The sequence below is a fragment of the Mangrovibacter sp. MFB070 genome, assembly GCF_000705335.1.
Classification (GTDB): domain Bacteria; phylum Pseudomonadota; class Gammaproteobacteria; order Enterobacterales; family Enterobacteriaceae; genus Mangrovibacter; species Mangrovibacter plantisponsor.
In genome coordinates this window covers 20,212-44,555 of the sequence record NZ_JJMI01000053.1, presented here as the reverse complement: position 1 = coordinate 44,555, position 24,344 = coordinate 20,212, and the positions used below count along the sequence as shown (strand labels likewise).

The 24,344-nt window shown below is 51.4% G+C and carries 22 protein-coding genes; 20 read left to right on the top strand and 2 right to left on the bottom strand.

The annotated features are described in order from the left end of the window. Nucleotides 1–175: 175 nt before the first annotated feature. From yfbV to DT73_RS23285, 4 genes are all read left to right on the top strand, one after another. Nucleotides 176–631, top strand: a complete 456-nt coding sequence (gene yfbV, locus DT73_RS23300) for a terminus macrodomain insulation protein YfbV (protein WP_036116007.1) — start codon at nucleotides 176–178, stop codon at nucleotides 629–631. Nucleotides 632–723: 92 nt separating this feature from the next. Further along, nucleotides 724–1,218, top strand: a complete 495-nt coding sequence (locus tag DT73_RS23295; RefSeq protein ID WP_036116005.1) for a YfbU family protein — start codon at nucleotides 724–726, stop codon at nucleotides 1,216–1,218. A gap of 14 nt (nucleotides 1,219–1,232) precedes the next feature. Continuing rightward, on the top strand, nucleotides 1,233–1,895 hold the full coding sequence (locus DT73_RS23290; RefSeq protein ID WP_036116003.1) for a sugar phosphatase: 663 nt from the start codon (nucleotides 1,233–1,235) through the stop codon (nucleotides 1,893–1,895). A gap of 132 nt (nucleotides 1,896–2,027) precedes the next feature. After that, on the top strand, nucleotides 2,028–3,860 hold the full coding sequence (locus DT73_RS23285) for an SLC13 family permease (RefSeq protein ID WP_036116000.1): 1,833 nt from the start codon (nucleotides 2,028–2,030) through the stop codon (nucleotides 3,858–3,860). A gap of 55 nt (nucleotides 3,861–3,915) precedes the next feature. Here DT73_RS23285 and yfbR read toward each other — a convergent pair whose 3' ends face one another. Together yfbR and DT73_RS23275 are read right to left on the bottom strand one after the other, a co-directional pair. Further along, entirely contained in the window at nucleotides 3,916–4,515 is a 600-nt protein-coding gene (gene yfbR, locus DT73_RS23280) for a 5'-deoxynucleotidase (protein WP_036115998.1), read from the bottom strand. A gap of 81 nt (nucleotides 4,516–4,596) precedes the next feature. Next, nucleotides 4,597–5,814 (bottom strand): pyridoxal phosphate-dependent aminotransferase, encoded by a 1,218-nt coding sequence (locus DT73_RS23275; protein WP_036115996.1) that lies wholly within the window; start codon nucleotides 5,812–5,814, stop codon nucleotides 4,597–4,599. Nucleotides 5,815–6,863: 1,049 nt separating this feature from the next. Here DT73_RS23275 and DT73_RS23270 point away from each other — a divergent pair. The 16 genes from DT73_RS23270 to DT73_RS23195 all read left to right on the top strand — a co-directional run bounded on the left by DT73_RS23270 (nucleotide 6,864) and on the right by DT73_RS23195 (nucleotide 24,291). Beyond that, complete coding sequence (locus tag DT73_RS23270) at nucleotides 6,864–7,796, top strand: LysR family transcriptional regulator (RefSeq protein WP_036115992.1); 933 nt, start codon at nucleotides 6,864–6,866, stop codon at nucleotides 7,794–7,796. A 602-nt stretch (nucleotides 7,797–8,398) separates the two neighbouring features. Next, nucleotides 8,399–8,839, top strand: a complete 441-nt coding sequence (gene nuoA / locus DT73_RS23265) for an NADH-quinone oxidoreductase subunit NuoA (protein ID WP_036115990.1) — start codon at nucleotides 8,399–8,401, stop codon at nucleotides 8,837–8,839. A 15-nt stretch (nucleotides 8,840–8,854) separates the two neighbouring features. Further along, on the top strand, nucleotides 8,855–9,529 hold the full coding sequence (gene nuoB, locus DT73_RS23260; RefSeq protein ID WP_036115987.1) for an NADH-quinone oxidoreductase subunit NuoB: 675 nt from the start codon (nucleotides 8,855–8,857) through the stop codon (nucleotides 9,527–9,529). An 84-nt stretch (nucleotides 9,530–9,613) separates the two neighbouring features. Beyond that, entirely contained in the window at nucleotides 9,614–11,425 is a 1,812-nt protein-coding gene (gene nuoC, locus DT73_RS23255) for an NADH-quinone oxidoreductase subunit C/D (RefSeq protein ID WP_146211506.1), read from the top strand. 2 nt (nucleotides 11,426–11,427) lie between these two features. After that, complete coding sequence (nuoE, locus tag DT73_RS23250) at nucleotides 11,428–11,928, top strand: NADH-quinone oxidoreductase subunit NuoE (protein WP_036115983.1); 501 nt, start codon at nucleotides 11,428–11,430, stop codon at nucleotides 11,926–11,928. Continuing rightward, a complete protein-coding gene (gene nuoF / locus DT73_RS23245; protein WP_036115978.1) occupies nucleotides 11,925–13,268 on the top strand; it encodes an NADH-quinone oxidoreductase subunit NuoF in 1,344 nt (447 codons plus the stop codon). Before nuoE ends, nuoF begins: the two co-directional genes overlap by 4 nt. 87 nt (nucleotides 13,269–13,355) lie before the next feature. Further along, on the top strand, nucleotides 13,356–16,082 hold the full coding sequence (gene nuoG, locus DT73_RS23240) for an NADH-quinone oxidoreductase subunit NuoG (RefSeq protein ID WP_036116444.1): 2,727 nt from the start codon (nucleotides 13,356–13,358) through the stop codon (nucleotides 16,080–16,082). After that, complete coding sequence (gene nuoH / locus DT73_RS23235) at nucleotides 16,079–17,056, top strand: NADH-quinone oxidoreductase subunit NuoH (protein ID WP_036115976.1); 978 nt, start codon at nucleotides 16,079–16,081, stop codon at nucleotides 17,054–17,056. Before nuoG ends, nuoH begins: the two co-directional genes overlap by 4 nt. Nucleotides 17,057–17,070: 14 nt before the next feature. Further along, the gene (nuoI, locus tag DT73_RS23230; protein WP_036115974.1) at nucleotides 17,071–17,613 is read left to right on the top strand and encodes an NADH-quinone oxidoreductase subunit NuoI; all 543 of its coding nucleotides are present in this window, start codon (nucleotides 17,071–17,073) and stop codon (nucleotides 17,611–17,613) included. 10 nt (nucleotides 17,614–17,623) lie between these two features. After that, complete coding sequence (gene nuoJ, locus DT73_RS23225; protein WP_036115972.1) at nucleotides 17,624–18,178, top strand: NADH-quinone oxidoreductase subunit J; 555 nt, start codon at nucleotides 17,624–17,626, stop codon at nucleotides 18,176–18,178. Beyond that, nucleotides 18,175–18,477, top strand: coding sequence for an NADH-quinone oxidoreductase subunit NuoK (nuoK, locus tag DT73_RS23220; RefSeq protein ID WP_036115971.1), 303 nt, complete (start codon nucleotides 18,175–18,177; stop codon nucleotides 18,475–18,477). The genes nuoJ and nuoK overlap by 4 nt, the downstream gene beginning before the upstream one ends. After that, nucleotides 18,474–20,312, top strand: coding sequence for an NADH-quinone oxidoreductase subunit L (nuoL, locus tag DT73_RS23215; RefSeq protein WP_036115968.1), 1,839 nt, complete (start codon nucleotides 18,474–18,476; stop codon nucleotides 20,310–20,312). The genes nuoK and nuoL overlap by 4 nt, the downstream gene beginning before the upstream one ends. Before the next feature lie 152 nt (nucleotides 20,313–20,464). Then, complete coding sequence (nuoM, locus tag DT73_RS23210) at nucleotides 20,465–21,994, top strand: NADH-quinone oxidoreductase subunit M (RefSeq protein WP_036115967.1); 1,530 nt, start codon at nucleotides 20,465–20,467, stop codon at nucleotides 21,992–21,994. Between the two features lie 6 nt (nucleotides 21,995–22,000). Then, a complete protein-coding gene (gene nuoN, locus DT73_RS23205; protein WP_036115965.1) occupies nucleotides 22,001–23,458 on the top strand; it encodes an NADH-quinone oxidoreductase subunit NuoN in 1,458 nt (485 codons plus the stop codon). 82 nt (nucleotides 23,459–23,540) lie between these two features. Further along, nucleotides 23,541–24,011 carry a GNAT family N-acetyltransferase gene (locus tag DT73_RS23200; RefSeq protein ID WP_036115963.1) on the top strand — a complete coding sequence of 157 codons (471 nt, stop codon included), beginning with the start codon at nucleotides 23,541–23,543 and terminating at the stop codon, nucleotides 24,009–24,011. 46 nt (nucleotides 24,012–24,057) lie between these two features. Then, complete coding sequence (locus tag DT73_RS23195; protein WP_036115961.1) at nucleotides 24,058–24,291, top strand: hypothetical protein; 234 nt, start codon at nucleotides 24,058–24,060, stop codon at nucleotides 24,289–24,291. Nucleotides 24,292–24,344 lie beyond the last annotated feature (53 nt).

The window sequence follows — 24,344 nt, the reverse complement described above, 5'->3', positions numbered from 1 at the left end:
CGCCTGAGTTGGCGCTTGTGAAAGTTGGCAACCGGCAGTTCTCCACTACGGCCTCATGGCCCGGACAGGATAACTGATCGCACCAGGAAATGACAAAATATTTTGAACCTTGTTATTAGAAGTTGGTATTTTGCACAAAAATTTGAATTTTTATATGTGAAGTTGAGGTGAAACCATGTCCACACCCGAAAAACGTTCCGTCAGTGGCCTCAGTTTATTTCGTAAGGGGCAGCATTATGCGAAAACGTGGCCCATGGAAAAGCGCCTCGCTCCGGTGTTCGTAGAGAACCGCATTATTCGCGCCACCCGGTTTGCCATCCGCTTTATGCCACCCATCGCGGTATTCACTCTCACCTGGCAAATTGCACTCGGCGGTCAGTTGGGGCCTGCCGTGGCGACAGCACTGTTTGCCGTCAGCTTGCCGATGCAGGGCCTGTGGTGGCTGGGGAAACGTTCCGTTACGCCATTACCGCCCTCTATCCTTAACTGGTTTTATGAAGTGCGCAGCAAGTTGGAAGAAGCAGGCCAGGCGCTGGCGCCTGTAGAAGGCAAACCGGATTACCAGGCACTGGCTGACACACTGAAGCGCGCCTTCAGGCAACTGGACAAAACATTTCTTGATGATTTGTAATCCCGGCTAATTACGCATATAAAAGAAGGCAGGTATTTTTTGTGGTTTAACAGAGTTATTTCAGTGCGTTAGCCTGATACAGGAGTTGTGAAATGGAAATGACCAATGCCCAACGGCTTATTCTCTCTAACCAATACAAAATGATGACCCTGCTGGACCCGGATAACGCAGAACGTTACCGCCGCCTGCAAACCATTGTTGAGCGTGGTTTTGGCCTGCAGATGCGTGAACTCGACCGGGAGTTTGGTCAGCTAACGGAAGAAACCTGTCGCACCATTATCGACATCATGGAAATGTACCATGCGTTGCAGGTTTCCTGGGGCAATCTGAAAGATGGCGAAAATATTGATGAACGCCGGGTAACGTTCCTTGGGTTTGATGCCGCAACAGAGGCCCGTTTCCTGAGCTATGTTCGCTTTATGGTGAACACGGAAGGGCGTTATACCCATTTTGATGCTGGTACACACGGGTTTAACGCTCAAACCCCAATGTGGGAAAAATACCTGCGTATGCTCAAAACCTGGCAAAGTTGCCCGCGCCAGTACCACCTGAGCAGCAATGAAATCAACCAAATTATTAATGCCTGACAGGAGATACCGTAGTGCAGTGTAAAGGATTTTTGTTCGATTTGGACGGTACTCTGGTTGACTCGTTGCCCGCGGTCGAAAGAGCCTGGTGTAGTTGGGGCGACCGGTTTGCCATCCCGCATAAGGACATTCTTGATTTCATTCATGGGAAACAGGCCATTACTTCACTGCGGCATTTCATGGCTGGTGCTTCTGAAGAGGATATCCAGCGAGAATTTTATGCGCTGGAAGCGTTGGAAGCGTCCGACACCACAGGGATTACTGCACTACCCGGGGCGATTGCGTTGCTGAACTATTTAGATGCCAACGAAATTCCCTGGGCCATTGTTACATCGGGCTCTGTCCCTGTAGCCAGTGCACGCCACAGCGCTACAGGCCTGCCCACACCAAAAGTGTTCGTGACTGCAGAACAAGTGAGTAAGGGGAAGCCTGAACCAGACCCTTATTTACTGGGGGCAAAATTACTTGGCCTGCCTGCGTCAGAATGCCTGGTTGTTGAAGATGCTGCTGCAGGTGTGTTGTCTGGCCTGGCAGCAGGTTGCCATGTGGCGGCAGTCAACGTTCCGGGTGATGCTCCCGGGCTTGACCGCGTTGATTTCTGCCTGTCCAGCCTTGAACAACTGGTTGTTGAGGTTACCGTTCCTGGTGAAGTGGTGTTAAAACAGCGCGAATCCTGATTTAGCCCGCTATTTATTACACTTTTCTTTTGTACACTAAAACGCCTGAGCTTATTTCAGGCGTTTTTTTTCACTGACGCGTTGCCAGCGGACTGGCAATATCCGTTTCACTTCAGCAAACAAGGACAAGTTGTGAACAGCGAACTGATTTGGGTAGTGTGCTTACTGGGCTTTGCTGTTTTTTTCTTTGCCACCGGAAAAATTCGTATGGATGCGGTGGCGTTGTTGGTGATTGTTGCTTTTGTGTTGAGTGGTACGTTAACGCTGAATGAAGCGCTGTCTGGCTTCAGTGACCCGAACGTTATCCTGATTGCGGCTTTATTTATTATTGGCGACGGGCTGGTGCGCACCGGTGTGGCGACAGCGCTGGGTGCCTGGCTGGTGAAAATGGCAGGCAGTAGCGAAACCAAAATGCTGGTGTTACTGATGCTCACCGTGGCGGGGCTCGGAGCCTTCATGAGTTCAACGGGGGTGGTCGCGATTTTTATCCCCGTGGTTCTGAGTGTTTCTGGTCGCATGCAAATCCCCCCAGGCCGTTTAATGATGCCACTGGCATTTGCCGGGCTTATCAGCGGCATGATGACGCTGGTTGCCACCCCGCCTAACCTGGTTATCAACAGTGAACTGTTGCGTGAAGGTTTGCAGGGCTTTCAATTCTTCAGCGTAACGCCTATTGGCCTGGCCGTTCTGGTGCTGGGTATCTTCTATATGTTACTGGTGCGTTTTGCGTTCCGTGGCGAAAGTGATGACGGCACGAAAGAGCGCTGGAAACGCCGTACTTTCCGCGACCTGATCAAAGACTACCGGCTGAGCGGGCGCGCTCGCCGCCTGGCTATTCGCCCGGGGTCGCCGCTTATGGGCCGCCGCCTGGATGACCTGAAACTGCGTGAGCACTATGGGGCGAACATTATTGGTGTTGAACGTTGGCGTAAATTCCGCCGGGTTATTGTGAACGTTAATGGGGTTACAGAGCTGCGCGATCGCGATGTACTCCTGATTGATATGTCTGCCTCTGATGTCGACCTGCGCCAGTTTTGCGCTGAACAAATGCTGGAGCCCATGATTTTGCGTGGTGAGTATTTTTCTGATCAGGCGCAGGATGTGGGCATGGCTGAAGTGTCTCTGTTACCGGAGTCTGAACTGGCTGCAAAAAGCGTGCGTGAGATTGGCTTTCGTTCACGTTATGGGCTGAATGTTGTTGGCCTGCGCCGTGGTGGTGAAGCGATGGAAGGCAACATTCTTGATGAGCCGGTACAGTTGGGCGACATTTTGTTGGTGGTGGGGGACTGGAAGCTGATTCGCATTCTGGGCCAGAAAAAGCGTGATTTCCTGGTGCTGAATTTACCCGTTGAAGAGAGCGTAGCTTCACCCGCACATAGCCAGGCGCCCCATGCCATTTTCTGCCTGGCGCTAATGGTTGCCATGATGCTGACTGATGAAATTCCTAACACGATTGCGGCACTTATTGCCTGCCTGTTGATGGGGAAATTTCGGTGTATTGACGCGCAGAGCGCTTATAAAGCCATTCACTGGCCCAGCATTATTTTGATTGTCGGTATGATGCCATTCGCGCTGGCTTTACAAAAAACGGGCGGGGTGGATTTGATTGTGAAAGGCCTGATGGAAGTCGGAGGCGGATACGGGCCTTATATTATGTTGGTATGCCTGTTTGTTATGTGTGCGGCCATTGGGCTATTTATCTCCAACACGGCAACTGCGGTACTGATGGCACCTATCGCGCTGGCTGCGGCCAAATCAATGGGGGTTTCGCCTTATCCGTTTGCCATGATTGTGGCAATGGCCGCGTCAGCTGCATTTATGACGCCAGTTTCATCGCCAGTAAATACCCTGGTATTGGGGCCGGGGAATTACCAGTTCAGCGATTTCGTGAAGATTGGGGTTCCCTTCACGTTGCTGGTCATGGTGGTGTGTGTGGTACTTGTACCGGTGTTATTCCCATTCTGAAACACGGCACATTGTTGCGCCCGGCACGGGTTTACCGGGCGCAACCACTCGATGCTCAGAGTGGGGTGTCCTGGCTGATTTCATCAAGGGATAAATGGAAGCTGGGGACAAACACCCGCATAAAGTATTCCATTTCTTCACTGTGGCGTTCGCTGAGCGTCTTCTCGAGCCTGCCTTTTGCCAGTAAAAATTCATTGTTCCCGGCAGAAAGCTCTTCCAGACACTTCAGATAAGCACACAGCGCATCGGCCTGTTTGACAATGTGTTTTTCATCATCGCTGTAATACTGTTCATCCAGCAACGGGGTGAAAATATCCTGCAGTTCATCCGGGATCATCTGCAATAATTTTTGCTGGGCGATTTTTTCGATGGCTTTATATTCATGGGCAATTTGCGAATTGAAGTATTTCACCGGGGTTGGCAAGTCACCGGTCAGCACTTCGCTGGCATCATGGTACATCGCCAGTAAGGCAACGCGCTCCTGATTAAGCGTCCCACCAAATTTACGGTTTTTGATAGCGGCCAGTGCATGGGCCACCATCGCCACCTGTAAACTGTGTTCTGACACATTTTCAGTGCGAACATTGCGCATCAGCGGCCAGCGGTTAATTAACTTGAGGCGGGAGAGGTGGGCAAAAAAATGGCTCTGGCTCATGATTCACAATGACCTTCTGTACAAAAGAAGGCCATTGTGTCGCTGCGCACCAGAAGATGCAATGCTTTTGGCTTGCGGGGACTACTGGTGGTAATGCCCAAGGAAACGGCCAAATTTATCAATAGCCTGTTCCAGTTCGTCAACCCGTGGCAGGGTTACAATGCGTACATGATCCGGCCAGGGCCAGTTAAAAGCAGTCCCCTGAACTAATAACACTTTTTCCTGTAACAGGAAGTCCAGCACCATTTTTTGGTCATCATGGATATTAAAGCGTTTCGCATCAATTTTCGGGAACATATACAACGCTCCGTTGGGTTTCACACAACTCACGCCAGGAATATCGTTAATTAACTCCCATGCCCGGTTACGTTGTTCATACAAACGCCCGCCCGGCACAATAAATTCGCTGATGCTCTGGTACCCACCCAACGCTGTTTGAATAGCGTGTTGTGCCGGCACGTTGGCACACAGGCGCATTGAGGCCAGCATCTCCAGCCCTTCAATGTAACCCTTAGCGTGTTTTTTCGGGCCATTCAGCACCATCCAACCCTGACGGAAGCCTGCAACCCGGTAGGTTTTTGATAACCCGTTAAAGGTTACAGTGAGCAGGTCCGGAGCCAGTGCGGCAATAGAGTGGTGTTGTGCATCGTCGTAGAGGATCTTGTCGTAAATCTCATCGGCGAAGATAACCAGATTATGCTGCCGGGCAATCTCAACAATCTCTTTGAGAACATCCAGTGAATAGACAGCACCTGTCGGGTTGTTTGGGTTAATTATCACAATACCACGGGTACGCGGTGTGATTTTGGCGCGGATGTCGTCAAGATCCGGGAACCAGTCGGAAGATTCATCACACAAGTAATGAACGGCCTTACCACTGGAAAGGGAAACGGCGGCAGTCCAGAGTGGGTAGTCAGGTGCGGGAACCAGCATTTCGTCACCGCTGTTCAGCAAGGCCTGCATGGACTGAACAATCAGCTCAGATACCCCATTACCAATATAGATATCTTCAACCGTGACATCCCGCATTCCACGCTGCTGGTAGTGCTGCATAATCGCTTTGCGCGCAGAATAAAGCCCTTTGGAATCAGAGTAACCCTGAGATGTGGGAAGATGACGAATTACATCCACCAAAATTTCATCAGGCGCTTCAAAACCAAACGGCGCAGGGTTGCCGATGTTGAGCTTGAGAACTTTGTTGCCTTCTTCTTCGAGGCGTTTCGCTTCTTTAAGAACAGGCCCACGGATGTCATAGCAGACGTTATCGAGTTTACTGGATTTTTCAATAATCGGGGACATGGTACACCTTACTTTGTTTTCGGCGCTTCCTGCCGTGGAAGGCCGCTGGCGACAATGTACTCTTCGGCGTTGCACTTTTGAAGGGCAGGTGCAGACATCTGTATGGATTTTGTTACCTAACACGTTGATAAATAATAATCTTGACTGGTTTTTTGTTGTGGTGGATTGGGTTGATGTAGTTTGATTAATTGGTTATCGGTTGTTTTGTTGGTGTTTAATATTGCCGTTGTTTGGATAAGCAGATTTATTGTTTGCTTATAAAAATTAGCAGAGCCATGAATGTTGAATTTTGTTTATCAATAAAGACGAATGGTAGAAAACAGATAAACAAAAAGTTAAAAAATTTTAATTAATAGTAGTGCCAGGCTGGATAAATGAGGCTCTCTGCGTATCACAGTATCAAAAAAACCATCTCGCTGGAGGCAATTGGCCTGCTCACTATAATTAATTGATATCAATATGGGTTCAATCTTGTTTATCAGAAATACCTGGATATGGTACGGTTATTACTGAAAAGTGGTGTTAATGGGGCGGAGCAGGTTATTACTGGCGATTATTATTATGAGATCCTTGATATCTAAATAGAATTGAGGCGTTGCCTTTTCTATTCTTTGACTAGTCACTCAAGTAATTATTGTTCTGTTTCGTCTGTACAGTTGTGCTTTCACCGGAAATGTCGCGCAGCCTTTACAAACATTACCTTTATTTAATTATTTCCACTGGTACGATGACTGTAGTCTCGGTATCTTGTACCAACAGATTGCCCGGTATGGTGGCCTGGCAAACAGCCATTTTTACCAGGAACATTTTGCAGTCAAAGCGTAAAGGAAAGCGAAGCAAATAGCGCCTGTTGAAGGCGAAGCAAAGCCTTACGACCACCCGTAGTGTATAAGCTTCATAAATTCGTAATACACAAATAACTACGAAATGAAAACACGATGGGTTTTTATCTGGCAGGAAGCCAAGTTCAAATGGAATTGCTTTGTTGTTTCACTCACATAGCAAAAGATAAGGGCAGCTCATTTACGAGCCCCGGACAGTGAATCATTATGATAAATTCTACTCGCACGATACTAAACCTTGACCTCGATCTCCTCAGGACGTTTGTTGCCGTAGCGGATTTAAATACTTTTGCTGCGGCTGCAGTCGCTGTTTCGCGTACGCAATCCGCTGTCAGTCAACAGATGCAGCGCCTGGAACAATTGGTTGGCAAAGAATTATTTGTCCGCCACGGGCGTAATAAACTTCTGACTGAGCATGGTATCCAGTTACTGGGTTACGCCCGCAAAATATTACGTTTTAATGACGAAGCCTGTATGTCACTGTTATTCAGTAATATTCAGGGCAATTTGTCTCTGGGGGCGTCAGATGAGTCAGCGGATACTTTGCTTTCATTTTTACTGGGCAGAATAAGTCTTGTTTATCCTAAACTTACTCTGGATATCTGTGTAAAACGCAATCCTTATATTGTTGAAATGCTCAATAGCCAGGAACTCGATCTTATTCTGACTACCTCTGCTCCGGAGTGGGCTGAATCTTTTGTCCTGCGGCGTTCTCCCACCTTGTGGTATTGCTCGGCCGATTTTATTTTCCCGGTGGGGGAGCCTGTGCCCCTGGTGGTTCTCGACGAGCCCAGCCCTTACAGAGATATGATTTTTAAACACCTGGAACATGCGCAGGTTGATTACCGGGTTGCTTATGTTGCATCTACGCTTGCGGCAGTGCGGGCGGCGGTTAAAGCCGGGCTGGGAGTAACCGCAAGGCCTGTGGAAATGATGAGCCCGGAACTACGGGTGCTGGTCGATACCGATGGGCTGCCTTCACTGCCCGACACCGAATACAGCGTCTGTTATAACGGCAAAAAAGAAAATGAGTTAGTGCAAACACTGTTTCACACACTCAAAGATTACCAGGACCCGTGGCACTATACACAACTCGTTGGTGGTGAAAAACAGTGGCAGGATAGCGAACTTCCCGGCTAACTCTTGCTTTGTAATAAAAAGCTTTTAAGGCAAATTCTGCTTTGAAAGCTTTTTTTTTGCCCATCATTTTTGCCTGTTCAGATCCCCCCTGGAAAAAACCATTATAAAAACATGGCCGTTGTTTGTTTTTTATTCAATTGAGATAGTTTCGTGCAGGTAGCAAAATCTGGGTCTATGTTAAATATTGGCAGGGTATTGTTGCTGATTTATTGGTTGAATTAACAAAAGCGTGTCTCAGATCAAGAAAATACTCGTTCTTGGGGGGAGGAATCCCTCAGATTTCCTGCCAGAATAAAGAGACATCGCAGGCCATATCATGAACGGACTCGATTCAACAGTATGAATATTCATCAGTTAGCAGGGAAAAATGGCGACCTGAGCATCAAATGTTAAGGCTTGTAGTCAAATGTAAACTAATGTGATGATACTTTTGTTAAAGTTGACAAAAGGTTATGAAAAGGAGTAAAAAACCACAGCATCAGGCTGGTCATAAGAAAATCATAGCAGCCGGTGTCAGGTTTTCTGTTCCTCCCCATGAATCGATGTGGTGAATCTCTGTGAACCTGTGCAGAGGCCAGTTTACCACTTTTGATGAGTAAGCAATGAGTATGTCGACATCCACTGAAATCATCGCTCATCACTGGGCATTCGCAATTTTCTTTATCGTCGCATTAGGCCTGTGCGCCTTTATGCTCCTTGGTGGCTGGTTACTGGGCGGCAGAGCCCGTGCCCGTTACAAAAACACACCGTTCGAATCGGGTATTGATTCCGTTGGGTCCGCCCGGTTGCGCCTCTCAGCGAAGTTCTATCTGGTCGCCATGTTCTTCGTCATCTTTGATGTTGAAGCACTCTATCTTTATGCCTGGTCAACCTCGATTCGCGAGAGCGGATGGGTAGGTTTTGTCGAGGCCGCCATTTTCATTTTAGTGCTGCTGGCAGGTCTGGTTTATCTGGTGCGTATTGGTGCACTGGACTGGACGCCTGCACGTTCCCGTCGCCAGATGGTTAACCCGGAAACTGACAGCCACACTAGTCAACGCTAACTGCGAGGCAATAAGATGGATTATACGCTCACCCGCATAGATCCTAACGGTGAGAACGACCGTTACCCCCTTCAAAAACAGGAGATTGTAACTGATCCCCTGGAGCAGCATGTTCATCGCAGTGTTTATCTGGGCAAACTGGAAAATGCATTGCACGACATGGTCAACTGGGGGCGTAAAAACTCAATTTGGCCGTATAACTTTGGCCTTTCCTGTTGTTATGTAGAAATGGTGACCTCTTTCACCGCTGTGCATGACGTAGCGCGTTTCGGGGCGGAAGTATTACGTGCTTCTCCTCGCCAGGCGGACCTGATGGTGGTGGCTGGTACCTGCTTCACTAAAATGGCACCGGTTATTCAACGCCTGTATGACCAAATGCTCGAACCTAAATGGGTTATCTCCATGGGGGCCTGCGCCAACTCTGGCGGCATGTACGATATTTACTCAGTAGTGCAGGGCGTGGATAAATTTTTGCCCGTCGATGTTTACATTCCGGGTTGCCCGCCGCGTCCTGAAGCCTACATGCAGGCACTGATGCTGTTGCAGGAATCCATTGGGAAAGAACGTCGCCCACTGTCCTGGGTGGTTGGTGACCAGGGTGTTTATCGCGCCAATATGCAATCTGAGCGTGAACGCAAACGCGGTGAGCGTATTGCGGTGAAAAACCTGCGTACACCGGACGAGATTTAAAAGAACAGCGAAATGTGGCATTTACTTGCATATCAATAATTAATAGCGCAACGCCACATTTCGGTCACCAAAAAAACATTTGCAATGGTGAACAATATGACCGATTTAACCACGCAAGAGGCGGTTTTACCCGTCTGGCAAACCAGGGATCACTTGGATGATCCGGTCATTGGCGAATTGCGTAACCGTTTTGGGCCAGATGCTTTTACTGTGCAGGCAACACGTACCGGCGTACCGGTAGTTTGGGTGAAGCGTGAACAGTTACTCGAAGTTGGCGATTTCCTGAAAAAACTGCCTCAGCCTTATGTCATGCTGTTTGACTTACATGGCATGGATGAGCGCCTCAGAACCCACCGTGAAGGCTTGCCCGCTGCTGATTTCTCCGTTTTCTATCACTTAATTTCCATTGACCGTAACCGCGACATTATGCTGAAGGTTGCGCTGGTGGAAAATGATATGACGGTACCCACATTCACCAGCCTGTTTCCGAATGCCAACTGGTATGAACGTGAAACCTGGGAAATGTTTGGGATAACCTTCAGCGGTCACCCTAATCTGCGCCGTATTCTGATGCCGCCTACCTGGTCTGGCCACCCGCTGCGTAAAGATTACCCGGCCCGTGCGACCGAGTTTGATCCGTTTGAACTGACCAAACAGAAAGAAGACCTGGAAATGGAAGCGCTGACCTTCAAACCCGAAGACTGGGGAATGAAGCGCGGCACGGAAAATGAAGATTTCATGTTCCTGAACCTCGGGCCGAACCACCCCTCTGCGCATGGTGCGTTCCGCATTATTTTGCAGCTCGATGGCGAAGAAATCGTTAACTGTGTTCCTGACATTGGTTACCACCACCGCGGTGCGGAAAAAATGGGTGAACGCCAGTCATGGCATAGCTACATTCCCTACACCGACCGTATTGAATACCTGGGCGGTTGTGTTAACGAAATGCCTTATGTGCTGGCAGTGGAAAAGCTTGCCGGTATAACCGTGCCTGATCGCGTTAACGTGATTCGCGTTATGCTGTCTGAGTTGTTCCGCATTAACAGCCACTTACTGTATATCTCCACGTTTATTCAGGACGTGGGCGCCATGACCCCGGTGTTCTTTGCCTTTACCGACCGCCAGAAAATTTACGACCTGGTTGAAGCAATTACCGGTTTCCGTATGCACCCGGCCTGGTTCCGTATTGGTGGTGTGGCGCACGACCTGCCGCGCGGCTGGGATCGTTTACTGCGTGAATTCCTCGACTGGATGCCAAAACGCCTGGCCAGCTATGAAAAAGCCGCGTTGCGTAACACCATTCTTAAAGGGCGTTCGCAGGGGGTTGCTGCCTACGGTGCGAAAGAAGCACTGGCCTGGGGAACCACTGGTGCCGGGTTACGTGCTACCGGGATTGATTTCGATGTGCGTAAAGCCCGCCCATACTCCGGATACGAAAACTTCGACTTTGAAGTCCCGGTTGGTGGTGGCGTGAGCGACTGCTATACCCGTGTGATGCTCAAAGTCGAAGAGTTGCGCCAGAGTCTGCGTATTCTGGAACAGTGCCTGAACAATATGCCGGAAGGGCCGTTTAAAGCGGATCACCCGCTGACAACGCCGCCACCGAAAGAGCGCACGTTGCAACATATCGAAACCCTGATCACCCACTTCCTGCAGGTATCCTGGGGCCCGGTTATGCCGGCCAATGAATCCTTCCAGATGATCGAAGCAACGAAGGGGATAAACAGTTACTACCTGACAAGTGATGGCAGCACTATGAGCTACCGTACCCGTGTACGTACGCCAAGTTTTGCTCACCTGCAACAGATCCCGTCGGTTATCCGCGGCAGTCTGGTTTCTGACCTGATTGTGTATCTGGGGAGTATCGATTTTGTTATGTCAGATGTGGACCGCTAATTATGCACGATAATCAACAACCCCAAACGGGTGCCTTTGCACTGAGTGCCGCAGAGCGTGAGGCGATTGAGCACGAAAAGCATCATTATGAAGACCCGCGTGCGGCGTCCATTGAAGCGCTGAAAATCGTCCAGAAACAACGTGGCTGGGTGCCTGATGGCGCAATTAATGAAATCGCCGGCTTACTGGGTATTCCCGCCAGTGATGTTGAAGGTGTGGCGACATTCTACAGCCAAATCTTCCGCCAGCCTGTTGGCCGCCATGTTATTCGCTATTGCGATAGCGTGGTGTGCCATATCACAGGTTACCAGGGCATTCAGTCCGCCATTGAAAAACACCTGGAAATCAAACCGGGCCAAACCACGTTTGATGGCCGTTTTACACTGCTGCCGACCTGCTGTCTGGGTAACTGCGACAAAGGGCCGACCATGATGATTGATGAGGATACCCACAGCCATCTTACGCCTGAGGCTATCCCGGAACTTCTGGAGCAGTATAAATGAAGACGATTATTCGTACTGCCGAAACCCATCCGCTGACCTGGCGGATGCGTGATGATAAACAACCTGTCTGGCTGGATGAATACCGCAGCAAGAATGGGTATGAAGGTGCGCGTAAGGCTCTGACAGGAATGGCACCGGATGAAATCGTCAGCCTGGTAAAAGACTCCGGGCTGAAAGGCCGTGGTGGTGCGGGCTTTCTCACCGGGCTCAAATGGAGCCTGATGCCGAAAGACGAATCCATGAATATCCGTTACCTGCTGTGTAACGCCGATGAAATGGAACCCGGCACTTATAAAGACCGTATGCTGATGGAGCAACTCCCTCACTTGTTAGTGGAAGGGATGCTTATCGCGGCATTTGCACTGAAAGCTTACCGTGGCTACATCTTCCTGCGTGGCGAATATATTGAGGCCGCTCAGCATTTACGCCGCGCCATTGCGGAAGCCACCGAAGCCGGGTTACTGGGGAAAAATATCCTCGGTTCTGGTTTTGATTTTGAGCTGTTCGTGCATACCGGTGCCGGGCGCTATATTTGCGGTGAAGAAACGGCGTTAATTAACTCACTGGAAGGCCGTCGCGCCAATCCGCGTTCCAAACCGCCATTCCCGGCCAGTGCCGGCGTCTGGGGTAAGCCGACTTGTGTTAACAACGTCGAAACCCTGTGTAATGTTCCGGCAATTCTGGCCGATGGGCTTGAATGGTATCAGGGCATTTCGGCGGGCAAGAGCAAAGATAATGGCACCAAACTGATGGGGTTCTCCGGTCGGGTAAAAAACCCCGGTGTTTGGGAACTGCCGTTTGGTACCACTGCCCGTGAAATTCTTGAAGATTATGCCGGTGGCATGCGTGATGGCCTGAAGTTTAAAGCCTGGCAGCCTGGTGGCGCAGGTACTGACTTCCTGACTGATGCTCATCTTGATTTGCCAATGGAATTTGAAAGCATTGGTAAGGCGGGAAGCCGCCTGGGTACAGCGTTGGCGATGGCAGTTGACCACGAAATCAACATGGTTTCCCTGGTGCGCAACCTGGAAGAGTTTTTTGCGCGGGAATCCTGTGGGTGGTGTACGCCATGCCGCGATGGTTTGCCGTGGAGTGTAAAAATCTTGCGTGCCATTGAAAAAGGTGAAGGGCAACCGGGCGATATCGAAACGCTTGAGCAGTTGTGCCGTTCACTGGGCCCGGGCAAAACCTTCTGTGCTCATGCGCCAGGGGCCGTTGAGCCTTTACAAAGCGCGATTAAATACTTCCGCGAAGAATTTGAAGCAGGTATTCAGCAGGACTTTAACAATACCCGATTGATAAACGGGATACAGCCAAACCTGTTGAAAGCGCGCTGGTAAGCCGCAACCCGCAAGCGGGTGAGCGCCGCAAACCGAATTTTGATTAACGCCTGACAGTGTGTCAGGCCTGATGGAAGCATGCTGACTATGGCAACGATTCATGTAGACGGCAAAGAGTATGAGGTAGATGGTGCAGACAACCTGTTGCAGGCGTGTCTCTCTCTCGGCCTTGATATTCCGTACTTTTGCTGGCACCCGGCACTGGGGAGTGTGGGTGCCTGCCGCCAGTGTGCGGTAAAGCAATACCAAAATGCCGAAGATACCCGTGGTCGCCTGGTGATGTCCTGTATGACACCAGCGTCAGACGGTAGCTTTATTTCAATTGCAGACGATGAAGCGAAGCAATTCCGTGAAAGCGTGGTGGAATGGTTAATGACTAACCACCCGCACGATTGTCCTGTTTGTGAAGAGGGTGGTAACTGCCATCTTCAGGATATGACAGTGATGACCGGCCACAGCTTCCGCCGTTATCGTTTTACTAAACGTACACACAGAAACCAGGAGCTGGGGCCGTTTATTTCCCATGAAATGAACCGCTGCATCGCCTGTTATCGTTGTGTCCGTTACTACAAAGATTATGCCGATGGCACCGACCTGGGTGTTTATGGCGCACATGACAACGTCTATTTTGGCCGCCCGGAAGACGGCACGCTGGAAAGTGAATTTTCCGGCAACCTGGTAGAAGTGTGCCCAACCGGCGTATTTACCGACAAAACTCACTCAGAGCGTTATAACCGTAAATGGGATATGCAGTTTGCGCCGAGCATTTGCCAGCAGTGCAGCCTGGGGTGCAACACCAGCCCGGGTGAGCGTTATGGTGAATTGCGCCGTATCGAAAACCGCTATAACGGTTCGGTAAACCATTACTTCCTGTGTGACCGTGGGCGTTTTGGCTACGGTTATGTCAACCGCGAAGACCGCCCGCATCAGCCACTGCAACGCCGTGGCGACGATATTATTGCGGTTAATGCTGAGCAGGCTTTGCAGGGCGCGGCAGATATTCTGCGCCAGTCTAAACGCGTGATTGGTATTGGTTCACCGCGCGCCAGTGTGGAAAGCAACTTCGCACTGCGTGAACTGGTGGGTGAAGGTAATTTCTATACCGGTATTGCCGCTGGTGAACAGTCCCGTCTGCAGCGTATGTTGAGTATTCTGCGCGAAGGCGGTGTCCGTACGCCGTCACTGCGTGAAATTGAAAGCTATGACGCGGTGCTGATTTTGGGTGAAGACCTCACTCAAACCGGTGCCCGTGCTGCACTGGCTGTGCGCCAGGCCGTAAAAGGCAAAGCGCGCGAAATGGCAGCGGCACAAAAAGTGGCCGACTGGCAAATCGCCGCCATTCTCAATATTGGGCAGCACGCCAAGCACCCGCTGTTTGTTACTAACGTCGACAGCACTCGCCTTGATGATATTGCCGCGTGGACCTACCGTGCACCGGTTGAAGATCAGGCGCGCCTTGGCTTTGCCATTGCCAGTGCGCTGGACAGCTCAGCACCGGCGGTTGAGCTCACCAACAATGACCTGAAAAACAAAGTTGATGTTATTGTTCAGGCGCTGGCTGGTGCGAAAAAGCCACTGATTATTTCCGGTACTAACGCCGGGAGTGAAGCATTACTGGAAGCCGCAGGTAATGTGGCGACGGCGCTGAAAAATCGCGGTGCCGATGTTGGTATTACTCTGGTGGCACGTTCAGTGAACAGCGTTGGCCTGGGGATGCTGGGTGGTGGTTCACTTGATACCGCGCTCAGCGAGCTGGAAAACGGCAGTGCAGATGCAGTGATTGTGCTGGAAAATGACCTGCACCGCCACGCCAGTGCATCCCGGGTGGATGCAGCGCTCAGTAAAGCACCGCTGGTGATGGTGATTGACCATCAGCGTACCCAAATTATGGACCACGCGCATTTGGTCTTGTCTGCGGCAAGTTTCGCAGAAAGCGATGGTACCGTGGTGAATAACGAAGGCCGCGCACAGCGTTTCTTCCAGGTGTTCGACCCGGCTTATTACCACAGTGACTGGGTGATGCTGGAAAGCTGGCGCTGGCTGCATTCGTTACACAGCATGGTAGAAAACCGTGCTGTGGACTGGACTCAGCTTGATCACGTCATTGACGCCTGCATCGCGAAGTTCCCGCAACTGGCTGGTATGAAAGAAGCCGCGCCGGAAGCCAGCTTCCGTATCCGTGGGCAAAAACTGGCGCGTGAACCTCATCGTTACAGTGGCCGCACGGCGATGCGCGCCAATATCAGTGTCCATGAACCTCGCCAGCCACAAGACCAGGACACCATGTTCGCTTTCTCAATGGAAGGGAACAACCAGCCTGGTGCACAGCGCCAGCAAGTTCCATTTGCCTGGGCTCCGGGCTGGAACTCACCGCAAGCGTGGAACAAATTCCAGGACGAAGTGGGCGGCCACTTACGCTTTGGCGACCCGGGTGTGCGCCTGATTGAACCATCAGATAATCAGGCTGTCTGGTTCACCACAGTGCCACAACCGTTTGCTGCGGTTGCTGGCCAGTGGCGTGTTGCACCTTATTACCACCTGTTTGGCAGCGATGAGTTATCGCAGCGCTCGCCGGTTTTCCAGAAACGTATGCCGGTTGCCGTGTTACGCCTGAACCCAACGGATGCCGCAAACCTTGGTATTAACGAAGGTGCGGTTGCGAGCTTCACTGTCGATGGGCAAACCCTGCGTCTGCCGGTTCAGTTGAGTGACGGGCTGGCTGCCGGGCAGGTTGGCCTGCCGATGGGGATGCCGGGCGTTGCGCCAGTTTTGGCTGGGGCACAACTGAGTAATCTGCAGGAGGCACAAGCATGAGCTGGCTGACACCTGAAGTTCTCTCCGTCATTTTCAGTGTGCTGAAAGCGGTGGTTATTATTTTGGTTGTGGTGGTGTGCGGTGCCTTCATGAGTTTTGGTGAACGCCGTTTGCTGGGTCTGTTCCAGAACCGTTACGGGCCAAACCGTGTGGGTTGGGGCGGGTCGCTGCAGTTGGCAGCCGACATGATCAAAATGTTCTTTAAAGAGGACTGGATCCCGCGCTTCTCCGACCGGGTTATTTTTACCCTGGCACCGATGATTGCGTTCACTTCATTGTTGCTGGCGTTCGCGATTGTGCCGGTAAGCCCCACCTGGGTGGTGGCAGACCTGAATATCGGGATTCTGTTTTTCCTGATGATGGCAGGGCTTGCGGTTTACGCAGTGTTGTTTGCTGGCTGGTCCAGCAACAACAAATACTCACTGCTGGGCGCAATGCGTGCTTCTGCACAAACGCTGAGTTATGAAGTGTTTCTCGGTTTGTCCCTGATGGGTGTGGTGGCACAGGCGGGGTCATTCAATATGACCGACATTGTGAACAACCAGGCGCATTTGTGGAACATCGTGCCGCAGTTCTTTGGTTTTATCACCTTTGCTATTGCGGGTGTGGCGGTATGCCACCGCCACCCGTTTGACCAACCGGAAGCTGAGCAGGAACTGGCAGATGGTTACCATATTGAATATTCCGGGATGAAGTTCGGTTTGTTCTTTGTGGGGGAATACATCGGCATCGTGACGGTCTCTGCGTTGATTGTCACCCTGTTCTTTGGCGGCTGGAATGGTCCCTGGTTACCGCCATTCATCTGGTTCGCGCTGAAAACCGCGTTCTTCATGATGATGTTTATTCTGATTCGTGCCGCACTGCCGCGCCCACGTTATGACCAGGTGATGTCCTTTGGCTGGAAAGTGTGTCTGCCACTGACTCTGATTAATTTGTTGGTAACCGCTGCGGTTATTCTCTGGCAGGCATCTTAAGGGGTGAAAAAACCATGACATTGAAAGAATTAGTGGTTGGTTTCGGCACCCAACTGCGCAGTATCTGGATGATAGGGTTACACGCTTTTGCCAAGCGTGAAACCCGGATGTATCCGGAAGAGCCGGTTTATCTGCCACCGCGTTACCGTGGGCGTATTGTGCTCACCCGCGACCCGGATGGTGAAGAGCGGTGCGTTGCCTGTAACTTATGTGCGGTAGCCTGCCCGGTAGGTTGTATCTCTCTGCAAAAAGCAGAGATGAAAGATGGCCGCTGGTACCCGGAGTTTTTCCGGATCAACTTTTCACGCTGCATCTTTTGCGGTCTGTGTGAAGAGGCCTGCCCTACAACCGCGATTCAGTTGACGCCGGATTTTGAACTGGGTGAATTCAAGCGTCAGGACCTGGTGTACGAAAAAGAAGATTTGTTGATTTCCGGGCCTGGTAAATACCCGGAATATAACTTCTATCGTATGGCTGGCATGGCAATTGACGGAAAAGATAAAGGCCAGGCGGAAAACGAAGCCAAACCTATCGACGTCAAGAGCTTGTTACCTTAAGGAGTCGGGAATGGAATTTTCATTTTATCTTTGTGCCCTTGTGGCCATCCTGACCACCCTGAGGGTGATCACGCATACCAATCCGGTGCACGCGTTGCTGTATCTGATTGTGTCGTTGTTGTCTATCGCTGGTGTGTTTTTCTCCATGGGCGCTTACTTTGCCGGTGCGCTGGAAATCATCGTTTACGCGGGCGCCATTATGGTGTTGTTCGTGTTCGTGGTGATGATGCTTAACCTTGGCAACTCGGTTGTGGAGCAAGAACGCGCCTGGCTCAAGCCGCAATTGTGGATTGGCCCTGGCATCCTGAGTGCGGTGCTGTTGTTTGTCATTGTGAAAGGCATTATGGGGCTGAATGACCAGGGGATTGACGGCGCAGCCATCAATGCCAAAGAGGTCGGTATTGCTTTATTTGGCCCGTACGTTCTGGCTGTTGAGCTGGCATCCATGCTGCTGCTGGCCGGGCTGGTCGTTGCCTTCCATATTGGCCGTGAAGAGCGCCAGGGCGAAGTCATCAGTAACCGCTCTGGTGATATGGCAACAAGAAAATCGGAGGAACGCGCATGATACCGCTACAACATGGGCTCATTCTTGCGGCCATTCTCTTTGTCCTTGGCCTGACCGGGCTGATGATTCGTCGCAATCTGCTGTTTATGCTGATTAGCCTTGAAGTAATGATCAACGCTGCCGCACTGGCATTTGTCGTGGCGGGCAGTTATTGGGGGCAGCCGGAAGGGCAGGTAATGTACATCCTGGCGATTACCCTTGCTGCGGCGGAAGCCAGTATTGGTCTGGCGCTGCTGTTGCAGCTCCATCGTCGTCGCCAGAATCTGAATATCGATTCAGTAAGTGAGATGCGCGGATGAATCTGCTCTGGTTAACTTTTTTCCTGCCACTGCTTGGTTATGTATTGCTGGCCTTTTCGCGTGGGCGCTGGTCAGAAAACCTGTCTGCAACGGTGGGGGTTGGCTCTGTAGGGCTGGCCGCTTTAGTCACCGCATGGGCGGGGATGGATTTCTTCAACCACGGTAAGCAGGCGTTTACTTTGCCTTTGTGGACCTGGATGTCGGTGGGTAACTTTACCGTCGCCTTCAACCTGGTGCTGGATGGCCTGTCACTGACGATGCTGTCTGTCGTGACCGGGGTTGGCTTCTTAATCCATATGTTCGCATCCTGGTATATGCGCGGCGAAGAAGGCTATTCGCGCTTCTTTGCCTATACCAACCTGTTTATTGCCAGCATGGTGATTCTGGTGCTGGCCGATAACCTGATGCTGATGTATTTGGGTTGGGAAGGCGTGGGGCTGTGTTCTTACCTGCTGATTGGCTTCTACTATACCGACCCGAAAAATGGGGCAGCAGCCATGAAAGCCTTTATCGTTACCCGTGTGGGCGACGTATTCCTGGCTTTCGCACTGTTCATTCTCTATAACGAACTCGGTACGCTGAATTTCCGCGAAATGGTGGAACTGGCGCCGCAACACTTTGCTGCGGGCAACACTATGTTGCAGTGGGCAACGTTGATGCTGCTGGGTGGTGCTGTGGGTAAATCAGCTCAGTTACCGTTGCAGACATGGCTGGCTGATGCCATGGCTGGCCCAACCCCCGTTTCCGCACTGATCCACGCGGCAACCATGGTAACTGCCGGGGTCTATTTGATTGCCCGTACCCATGGCCTGTTCCTGATGACGCCAGAGGTGCTTCATCTGGTGGGTATTGTTGGTGCAGTTACGCTGGTGCTGGCGGGTTTTGCCGCACTGGTGCAGACAGATATCAAACGTGTGCTGGCTTATTCAACCATGAGCCAGATTGGTTACATGTTCCTGGCCCTTGGGGTACAGGCATGGGATGCGGCGATTTTCCACCTGATGACCCACGCGTTCTTCAAAGCGTTGCTGTTCCTGTCTTCAGGTTCCGTTATCCTGGCATGCCACCACGAGCAGAACATATTTAAAATGGGCGGCTTGCGTAAGTCGATTCCACTGGTTTATGTCTGCTTCCTGGTGGGTGGCGCGGCGTTGTCTGCGTTGCCGGTGATTACCGCAGGTTTCTACAGTAAAGATGAGATTCTGTGGGGCGCGCTTGCCAGTGGCCACCAGAACCTGATGCTGGCCGGGCTGGTTGGGGCATTCCTCACCTCAATTTACACCTTCCGTATGATCTTCATTGTGTTCCATGGCGAAGAGAAAATTCATGCTCATGCCGGAAAAGGTATCACCCACCACCTGCCGTTGCTGGTGCTGCTGGTGCTGTCTACTTTCGTGGGGGCATTAATTACGCCACCGCTGGCTGGCGTGTTGCCGGAAAGCGATTTGGGGCATGCAGGAAAAACAACACTGGAAATGACCTCCGGGGCCGTTGCGATTATCGGCATCCTGATTGCTGCCTGGTTGTGGCTGGGTAAACGTACTCTGGTCAGTGCGGTTGCCAAAAGCGCACCGGGGCGTTTCTTCAGCACATGGTGGTTCCATGCCTGGGGCTTTGACTGGTTATATGACGCCATTTTCGTCAAACCATTTAAAGCGATTGGCTGGTTGCTGCAACGTGACCCACTGAATGCACTGATGAACATTCCGGCGATATTGTCGCGTTTTGCAGGCAGAGGTTTGCTGCTAAGCGAAAGCGGTCATTTACGTTGGTATGTTGCGTCCATGAGCATTGGTGCTGTTGTGGTGCTGGCACTGCTGATGGTGTTGCATTAATGGATATCAGGGGAGCGGCGAAACCTGTTTCCCTGAAAATTATGTTGTGCTGTTTTTCCTGTTCTTATGGTGTGGCTGGCGTGACGGCGTGCAATGCATAGCGTGTGGCAACAGTCTCACCATCAGATAGATCAATAAGGAAATAAATTGCCATGTTATTACCCTGGCTAATACTCATTCCCTTTATCGGCGGCTTCCTGTGCTGGCAGACCGAGCGTTTTGGCGTTCGTACACCGCGTTGGATAGCGCTGATTACCATGGGGCTGACACTCGCGCTGTCGTTACAACTCTGGCTGCAGGGCGGTTATTCACTCACGCAGGCAACAGGCTTGCCGCAGTGGCAATCTGAATTCACCCGAGAGTGGATCCCACGCTTTGGCATTTCCATTCACCTTGCGCTGGATGGGCTGTCACTGCTGATGGTGGTGCTGACCTCTCTGCTGGGTGTTCTGGCAGTGCTGTGTTCCTGGAATGAAATTGAAAAATATCAGGGCTTCTTCCACCTCAACCTGATGTGGATCCTGGGCGGCGTTATTGGCGTCTTCCTGGCGATTGATATGTTCCTGTTCTTCTTCTTCTGGGAAATGATGCTGGTGCCGATGTACTTCCTGATAGCTCTCTGGGGCCACAAAGCCTCCGACGGGAAGACGCGTATCAGTGCAGCAACCAAATTCTTTATTTATACCCAGGCAAGCGGCCTGGTGATGCTGATAGCTATTCTGGCGCTGGTGCTGGTGCACTACAATGCGACTGGTGTCTGGACATTCAACTACACCGAACTGTTGCACACGCCAATGTCGCACACCGTGGAATGGCTGTTGATGCTCGGCTTCTTCATTGCCTTTGCGGTTAAAATGCCAGTGGTGCCACTGCATGGCTGGCTGCCGGATGCGCACTCTCAGGCACCGACTGCGGGTTCTGTTGACCTCGCGGGGATCCTGCTGAAAACCGCAGCTTACGGTTTATTGCGTTTCTCGCTGCCATTGTTCCCTAACGCATCGGCTGAGTTCGCACCCATCGCCATGTGGCTTGGGGTGATTGGTATTTTCTACGGTGCGTGGATGGCATTCACCCAGACAGATATCAAACGCCTTATCGCTTACACCTCGGTTTCCCATATGGGCTTCGTGATGATTGCTATCTATTCTGGCAGTCAACTGGCTTATCAGGGGGCGGTGATCCAGATGATTGCCCACGGTTTGTCTGCTGCCGGGTTGTTTATTCTGTGTGGCCAGATTTACGAAAGAATGCACACTCGCGACATGCGTTTGATGGGCGGGCTGTGGAGTAACATCCGCTGGTTGCCAGCGTTGTCTATGTTCTTTGCTGTCGCCACTCTGGGGTTACCGGGTACTGGCAACTTCGTTGGCGAATTTATGATTCTGTTCGGTAGCTACCATGTGGTGCCGGTCATTACGGTAATTTCCACCTTTGGCCTGGTGTTCGCATCGGTTTACTCGCTGGCGATGCTGCATCGTGCCTATTTTGGCCAGGCGAAAAGTGAAGCGGCACGTAAGCCGATGCGCGGTCTGTCGATGCGGGAATTATTTATTATTTTGTTGCTGGTCGCACTCCTGCTGCTGCTTGGGTTCTTCCCGCAACCGGTTCTGGATACCTCACACGCTGCGGTGAGTAATATCCAGCAGTGGTTTACCAGTTCTATTTCAACTACAAGGCCGTAATTCGCCATGACAATAACTGCTCAACAACTGATCGCGCTGCTGCCGCTGTTGATCGTCGGATTGACAGTGGTGGTTGTGATGCTCTCCATTGCGTGGCGACGCGACCACTTTCTTAATGCCACGTTATCTGTAATCGGGCTGAATGCCGCACTGGTCTCATTGTGGTTTTCTACCCAGGTTGGCGCAATGGATGTCACGCCACTGTTGCGTGTCGATGGTTACGCTGCGCTCTATACCGGGCTGGTGCTGGCGGCAAGTCTGGCGACCTGTACCTTCGCCTATCCCTGGTTGCAGGGGTACCCGGACAACCGTGAAGAGTTTTACCTGCTGGTGCTGATTGCCGCGATGGGCGGGATTTTGCTGTCCTGCGCCAATCATATGGCTTCACTGTTTATTGGTATCGAGCTGATTTCTTTACCGCTGTTTGGCCTGGTTGGCTATGCATACCGGCAAAAACGCTCACTTGAAGCCAGTATCAAATACACCATTATGTCTGCTGCGGCATCGTCTTTCCTGCTGTTTGGTATTGCGCTGCTGTATGCGGAGTCTGGCAGTCTGTCTTTTGTCAGCATTGGCAAGAGCCTCAACGACAATATGCTCCATGAGCCCTTGTTACTGGCCGGGCTGGGTATGATGATTGTCGGGTTAGGCTTCAAACTGTCGCTGGTGCCGTTCCACCTGTGGACGCCTGATGTTTACCAGGGCGCTCCGGCACCGGTATCAACCTTCCTGGCAACTGCCAGTAAAATCGCTATTTTTGGTGTGGTGATGCGCCTGTTTCTGTACGCGCCGATGGGCGACAGCGAAGCAGTGCGTATTGTTCTGGGGATAATCGCGTTTGCCTCTATCCTGTTCGGGAACCTGATGGCACTGAGCCAGACCAATATTAAACGCCTGCTCGGTTACTCATCTATTTCTCACCTGGGGTATTTGCTGGTAGCGTTAATTGCGTTGCACAGTGGCGACGTCTCCATGGAAGCAGTGGGTGTTTACCTGACCGGTTATCTGTTCAGCAGCCTGGGCGCGTTTGGTATTGTCAGCCTGATGTCCAGCCCTTACCGTGGCCCGGATGCCGATACCCTGTATTCCTACCGTGGTCTGTTCTGGCACCGTCCTGTCCTTGCGGCAGTGATGACAGTCATGATGCTTTCCCTGGCCGGGATCCCGATGACCCTGGGCTTTATCGGTAAGTTCTATATTCTTGCTGTGGGTGTGCATGCACACTTGTGGTGGCTGACAGGCGCTGTTGTGGTGGGGAGTGCGATTGGCCTGTACTACTACCTGCGCGTTACTGTCAGTCTCTACTTGTCCAAACCACAGCAACCCGCTCGTGATACCCCGTCTAACTGGGCATTCACTGCGGGTGGTGTTGTGGTGCTGATCTCTGCTGTTCTGGTGTTGCTGTTAGGGATTTGGCCGCAGCCGCTGATTAGCCTGGTGCAACTGGCTCAGCCTTTGATGTAATCACTGTATTACCAACAGGTATACTCATATTAAACCGCCGGAAACGGCGGTTTTTTTGTCGGGAACACAGCAGGAGAAAACCATGATGACCTGGCAGGACTTACACCATTCAGAACTGACTGTCCCGCAGTTATACGCGCTGTTGCACCTGCGCTGCGCGGTATTTGTTGTTGAGCAAAACTGCCCGTACCTGGATGTTGATGGCGAGGATTTATCAGGTGAAAACCGCCATATTCTTGGCTGGCAGGGCGGCAAACTGGTGGCTTACGCCCGCATACTGACCAGCGACCGCCACCACCCGCTGGTGATTGGCCGCGTGATAGTTAACCCTGCCTGCCGGGGGCAAAAACTGGGAAACCAGCTTCTGGAACACGTAATGGCTGCTTGCCAGCGACACTGGCCGGGTGTTGCACCTTATCTCAGTGCCCAGGCGCATTTACAGCATTTCTACCAACAATTCGGGTTTGAGCCGGTCACCGATGTGTACCTTGAAGATGATATTCCCCACCGCGGCATGGCATGGATAAAAAATACACAAAGTAACGTAGGTTAACTATAGTAAACAGACTCTGGGAAAAAACATAATAAGTGAGCGCGCCATGAGCGACGACCTTCAACGGCGGGTTATCCGTGCCCGCCAAAATGTTACTGGCCTGAGCCAGTGTATAACCACGTTACTGAATTACCCTGATAGCTGGTCTGAAACCGGGTATGCGTTGCTACTGGTGCGGGCCGACACCCAGCTTGGCCGGTTGCAAAGGCAGTTGCGTATTCGCAAAGTGATTGCTCTTCCTGCGGATGTGCAGAGCCTGTCATTCAGCCATTATGTGTAAGCCTGTCTGCGGCATTTGCGAGCGTAGCGTTAAATCTGCCTCATAACCGCATT

Bases quoted from the DNA above. Each gene is read 5' to 3' on its own strand.
- DT73_RS23200 (WP_036115963.1), top strand. From the start codon at position 23,541: ATGATGACCTGGCAGGACTTACACCATTCAGAACTGACTGTCCCGCAG.
- nuoI (WP_036115974.1), top strand. From the start codon at position 17,071: ATGACATTGAAAGAATTAGTGGTTGGTTTCGGCACCCAACTGCGCAGT.
- nuoB (WP_036115987.1), top strand. From the start codon at position 8,855: ATGGATTATACGCTCACCCGCATAGATCCTAACGGTGAGAACGACCGT.
- nuoH (WP_036115976.1), top strand. From the start codon at position 16,079: ATGAGCTGGCTGACACCTGAAGTTCTCTCCGTCATTTTCAGTGTGCTG.
- DT73_RS23195 (WP_036115961.1), top strand. From the start codon at position 24,058: ATGAGCGACGACCTTCAACGGCGGGTTATCCGTGCCCGCCAAAATGTT.
- nuoA (WP_036115990.1), top strand. From the start codon at position 8,399: ATGAGTATGTCGACATCCACTGAAATCATCGCTCATCACTGGGCATTC.
- DT73_RS23275 (WP_036115996.1), bottom strand. From the start codon at position 5,814: ATGTCCCCGATTATTGAAAAATCCAGTAAACTCGATAACGTCTGCTAT.
- nuoL (WP_036115968.1), top strand. From the start codon at position 18,474: ATGAATCTGCTCTGGTTAACTTTTTTCCTGCCACTGCTTGGTTATGTA.
- nuoM (WP_036115967.1), top strand. From the start codon at position 20,465: ATGTTATTACCCTGGCTAATACTCATTCCCTTTATCGGCGGCTTCCTG.
- nuoG (WP_036116444.1), top strand. From the start codon at position 13,356: ATGGCAACGATTCATGTAGACGGCAAAGAGTATGAGGTAGATGGTGCA.
- nuoN (WP_036115965.1), top strand. From the start codon at position 22,001: ATGACAATAACTGCTCAACAACTGATCGCGCTGCTGCCGCTGTTGATC.
- DT73_RS23295 (WP_036116005.1), top strand. From the start codon at position 724: ATGGAAATGACCAATGCCCAACGGCTTATTCTCTCTAACCAATACAAA.
- yfbV (WP_036116007.1), top strand. From the start codon at position 176: ATGTCCACACCCGAAAAACGTTCCGTCAGTGGCCTCAGTTTATTTCGT.
- nuoK (WP_036115971.1), top strand. From the start codon at position 18,175: ATGATACCGCTACAACATGGGCTCATTCTTGCGGCCATTCTCTTTGTC.
- nuoC (WP_146211506.1), top strand. From the start codon at position 9,614: ATGGTGAACAATATGACCGATTTAACCACGCAAGAGGCGGTTTTACCC.
- yfbR (WP_036115998.1), bottom strand. From the start codon at position 4,515: ATGAGCCAGAGCCATTTTTTTGCCCACCTCTCCCGCCTCAAGTTAATT.
- nuoF (WP_036115978.1), top strand. From the start codon at position 11,925: ATGAAGACGATTATTCGTACTGCCGAAACCCATCCGCTGACCTGGCGG.
- DT73_RS23270 (WP_036115992.1), top strand. From the start codon at position 6,864: ATGATAAATTCTACTCGCACGATACTAAACCTTGACCTCGATCTCCTC.
- nuoE (WP_036115983.1), top strand. From the start codon at position 11,428: ATGCACGATAATCAACAACCCCAAACGGGTGCCTTTGCACTGAGTGCC.
- nuoJ (WP_036115972.1), top strand. From the start codon at position 17,624: ATGGAATTTTCATTTTATCTTTGTGCCCTTGTGGCCATCCTGACCACC.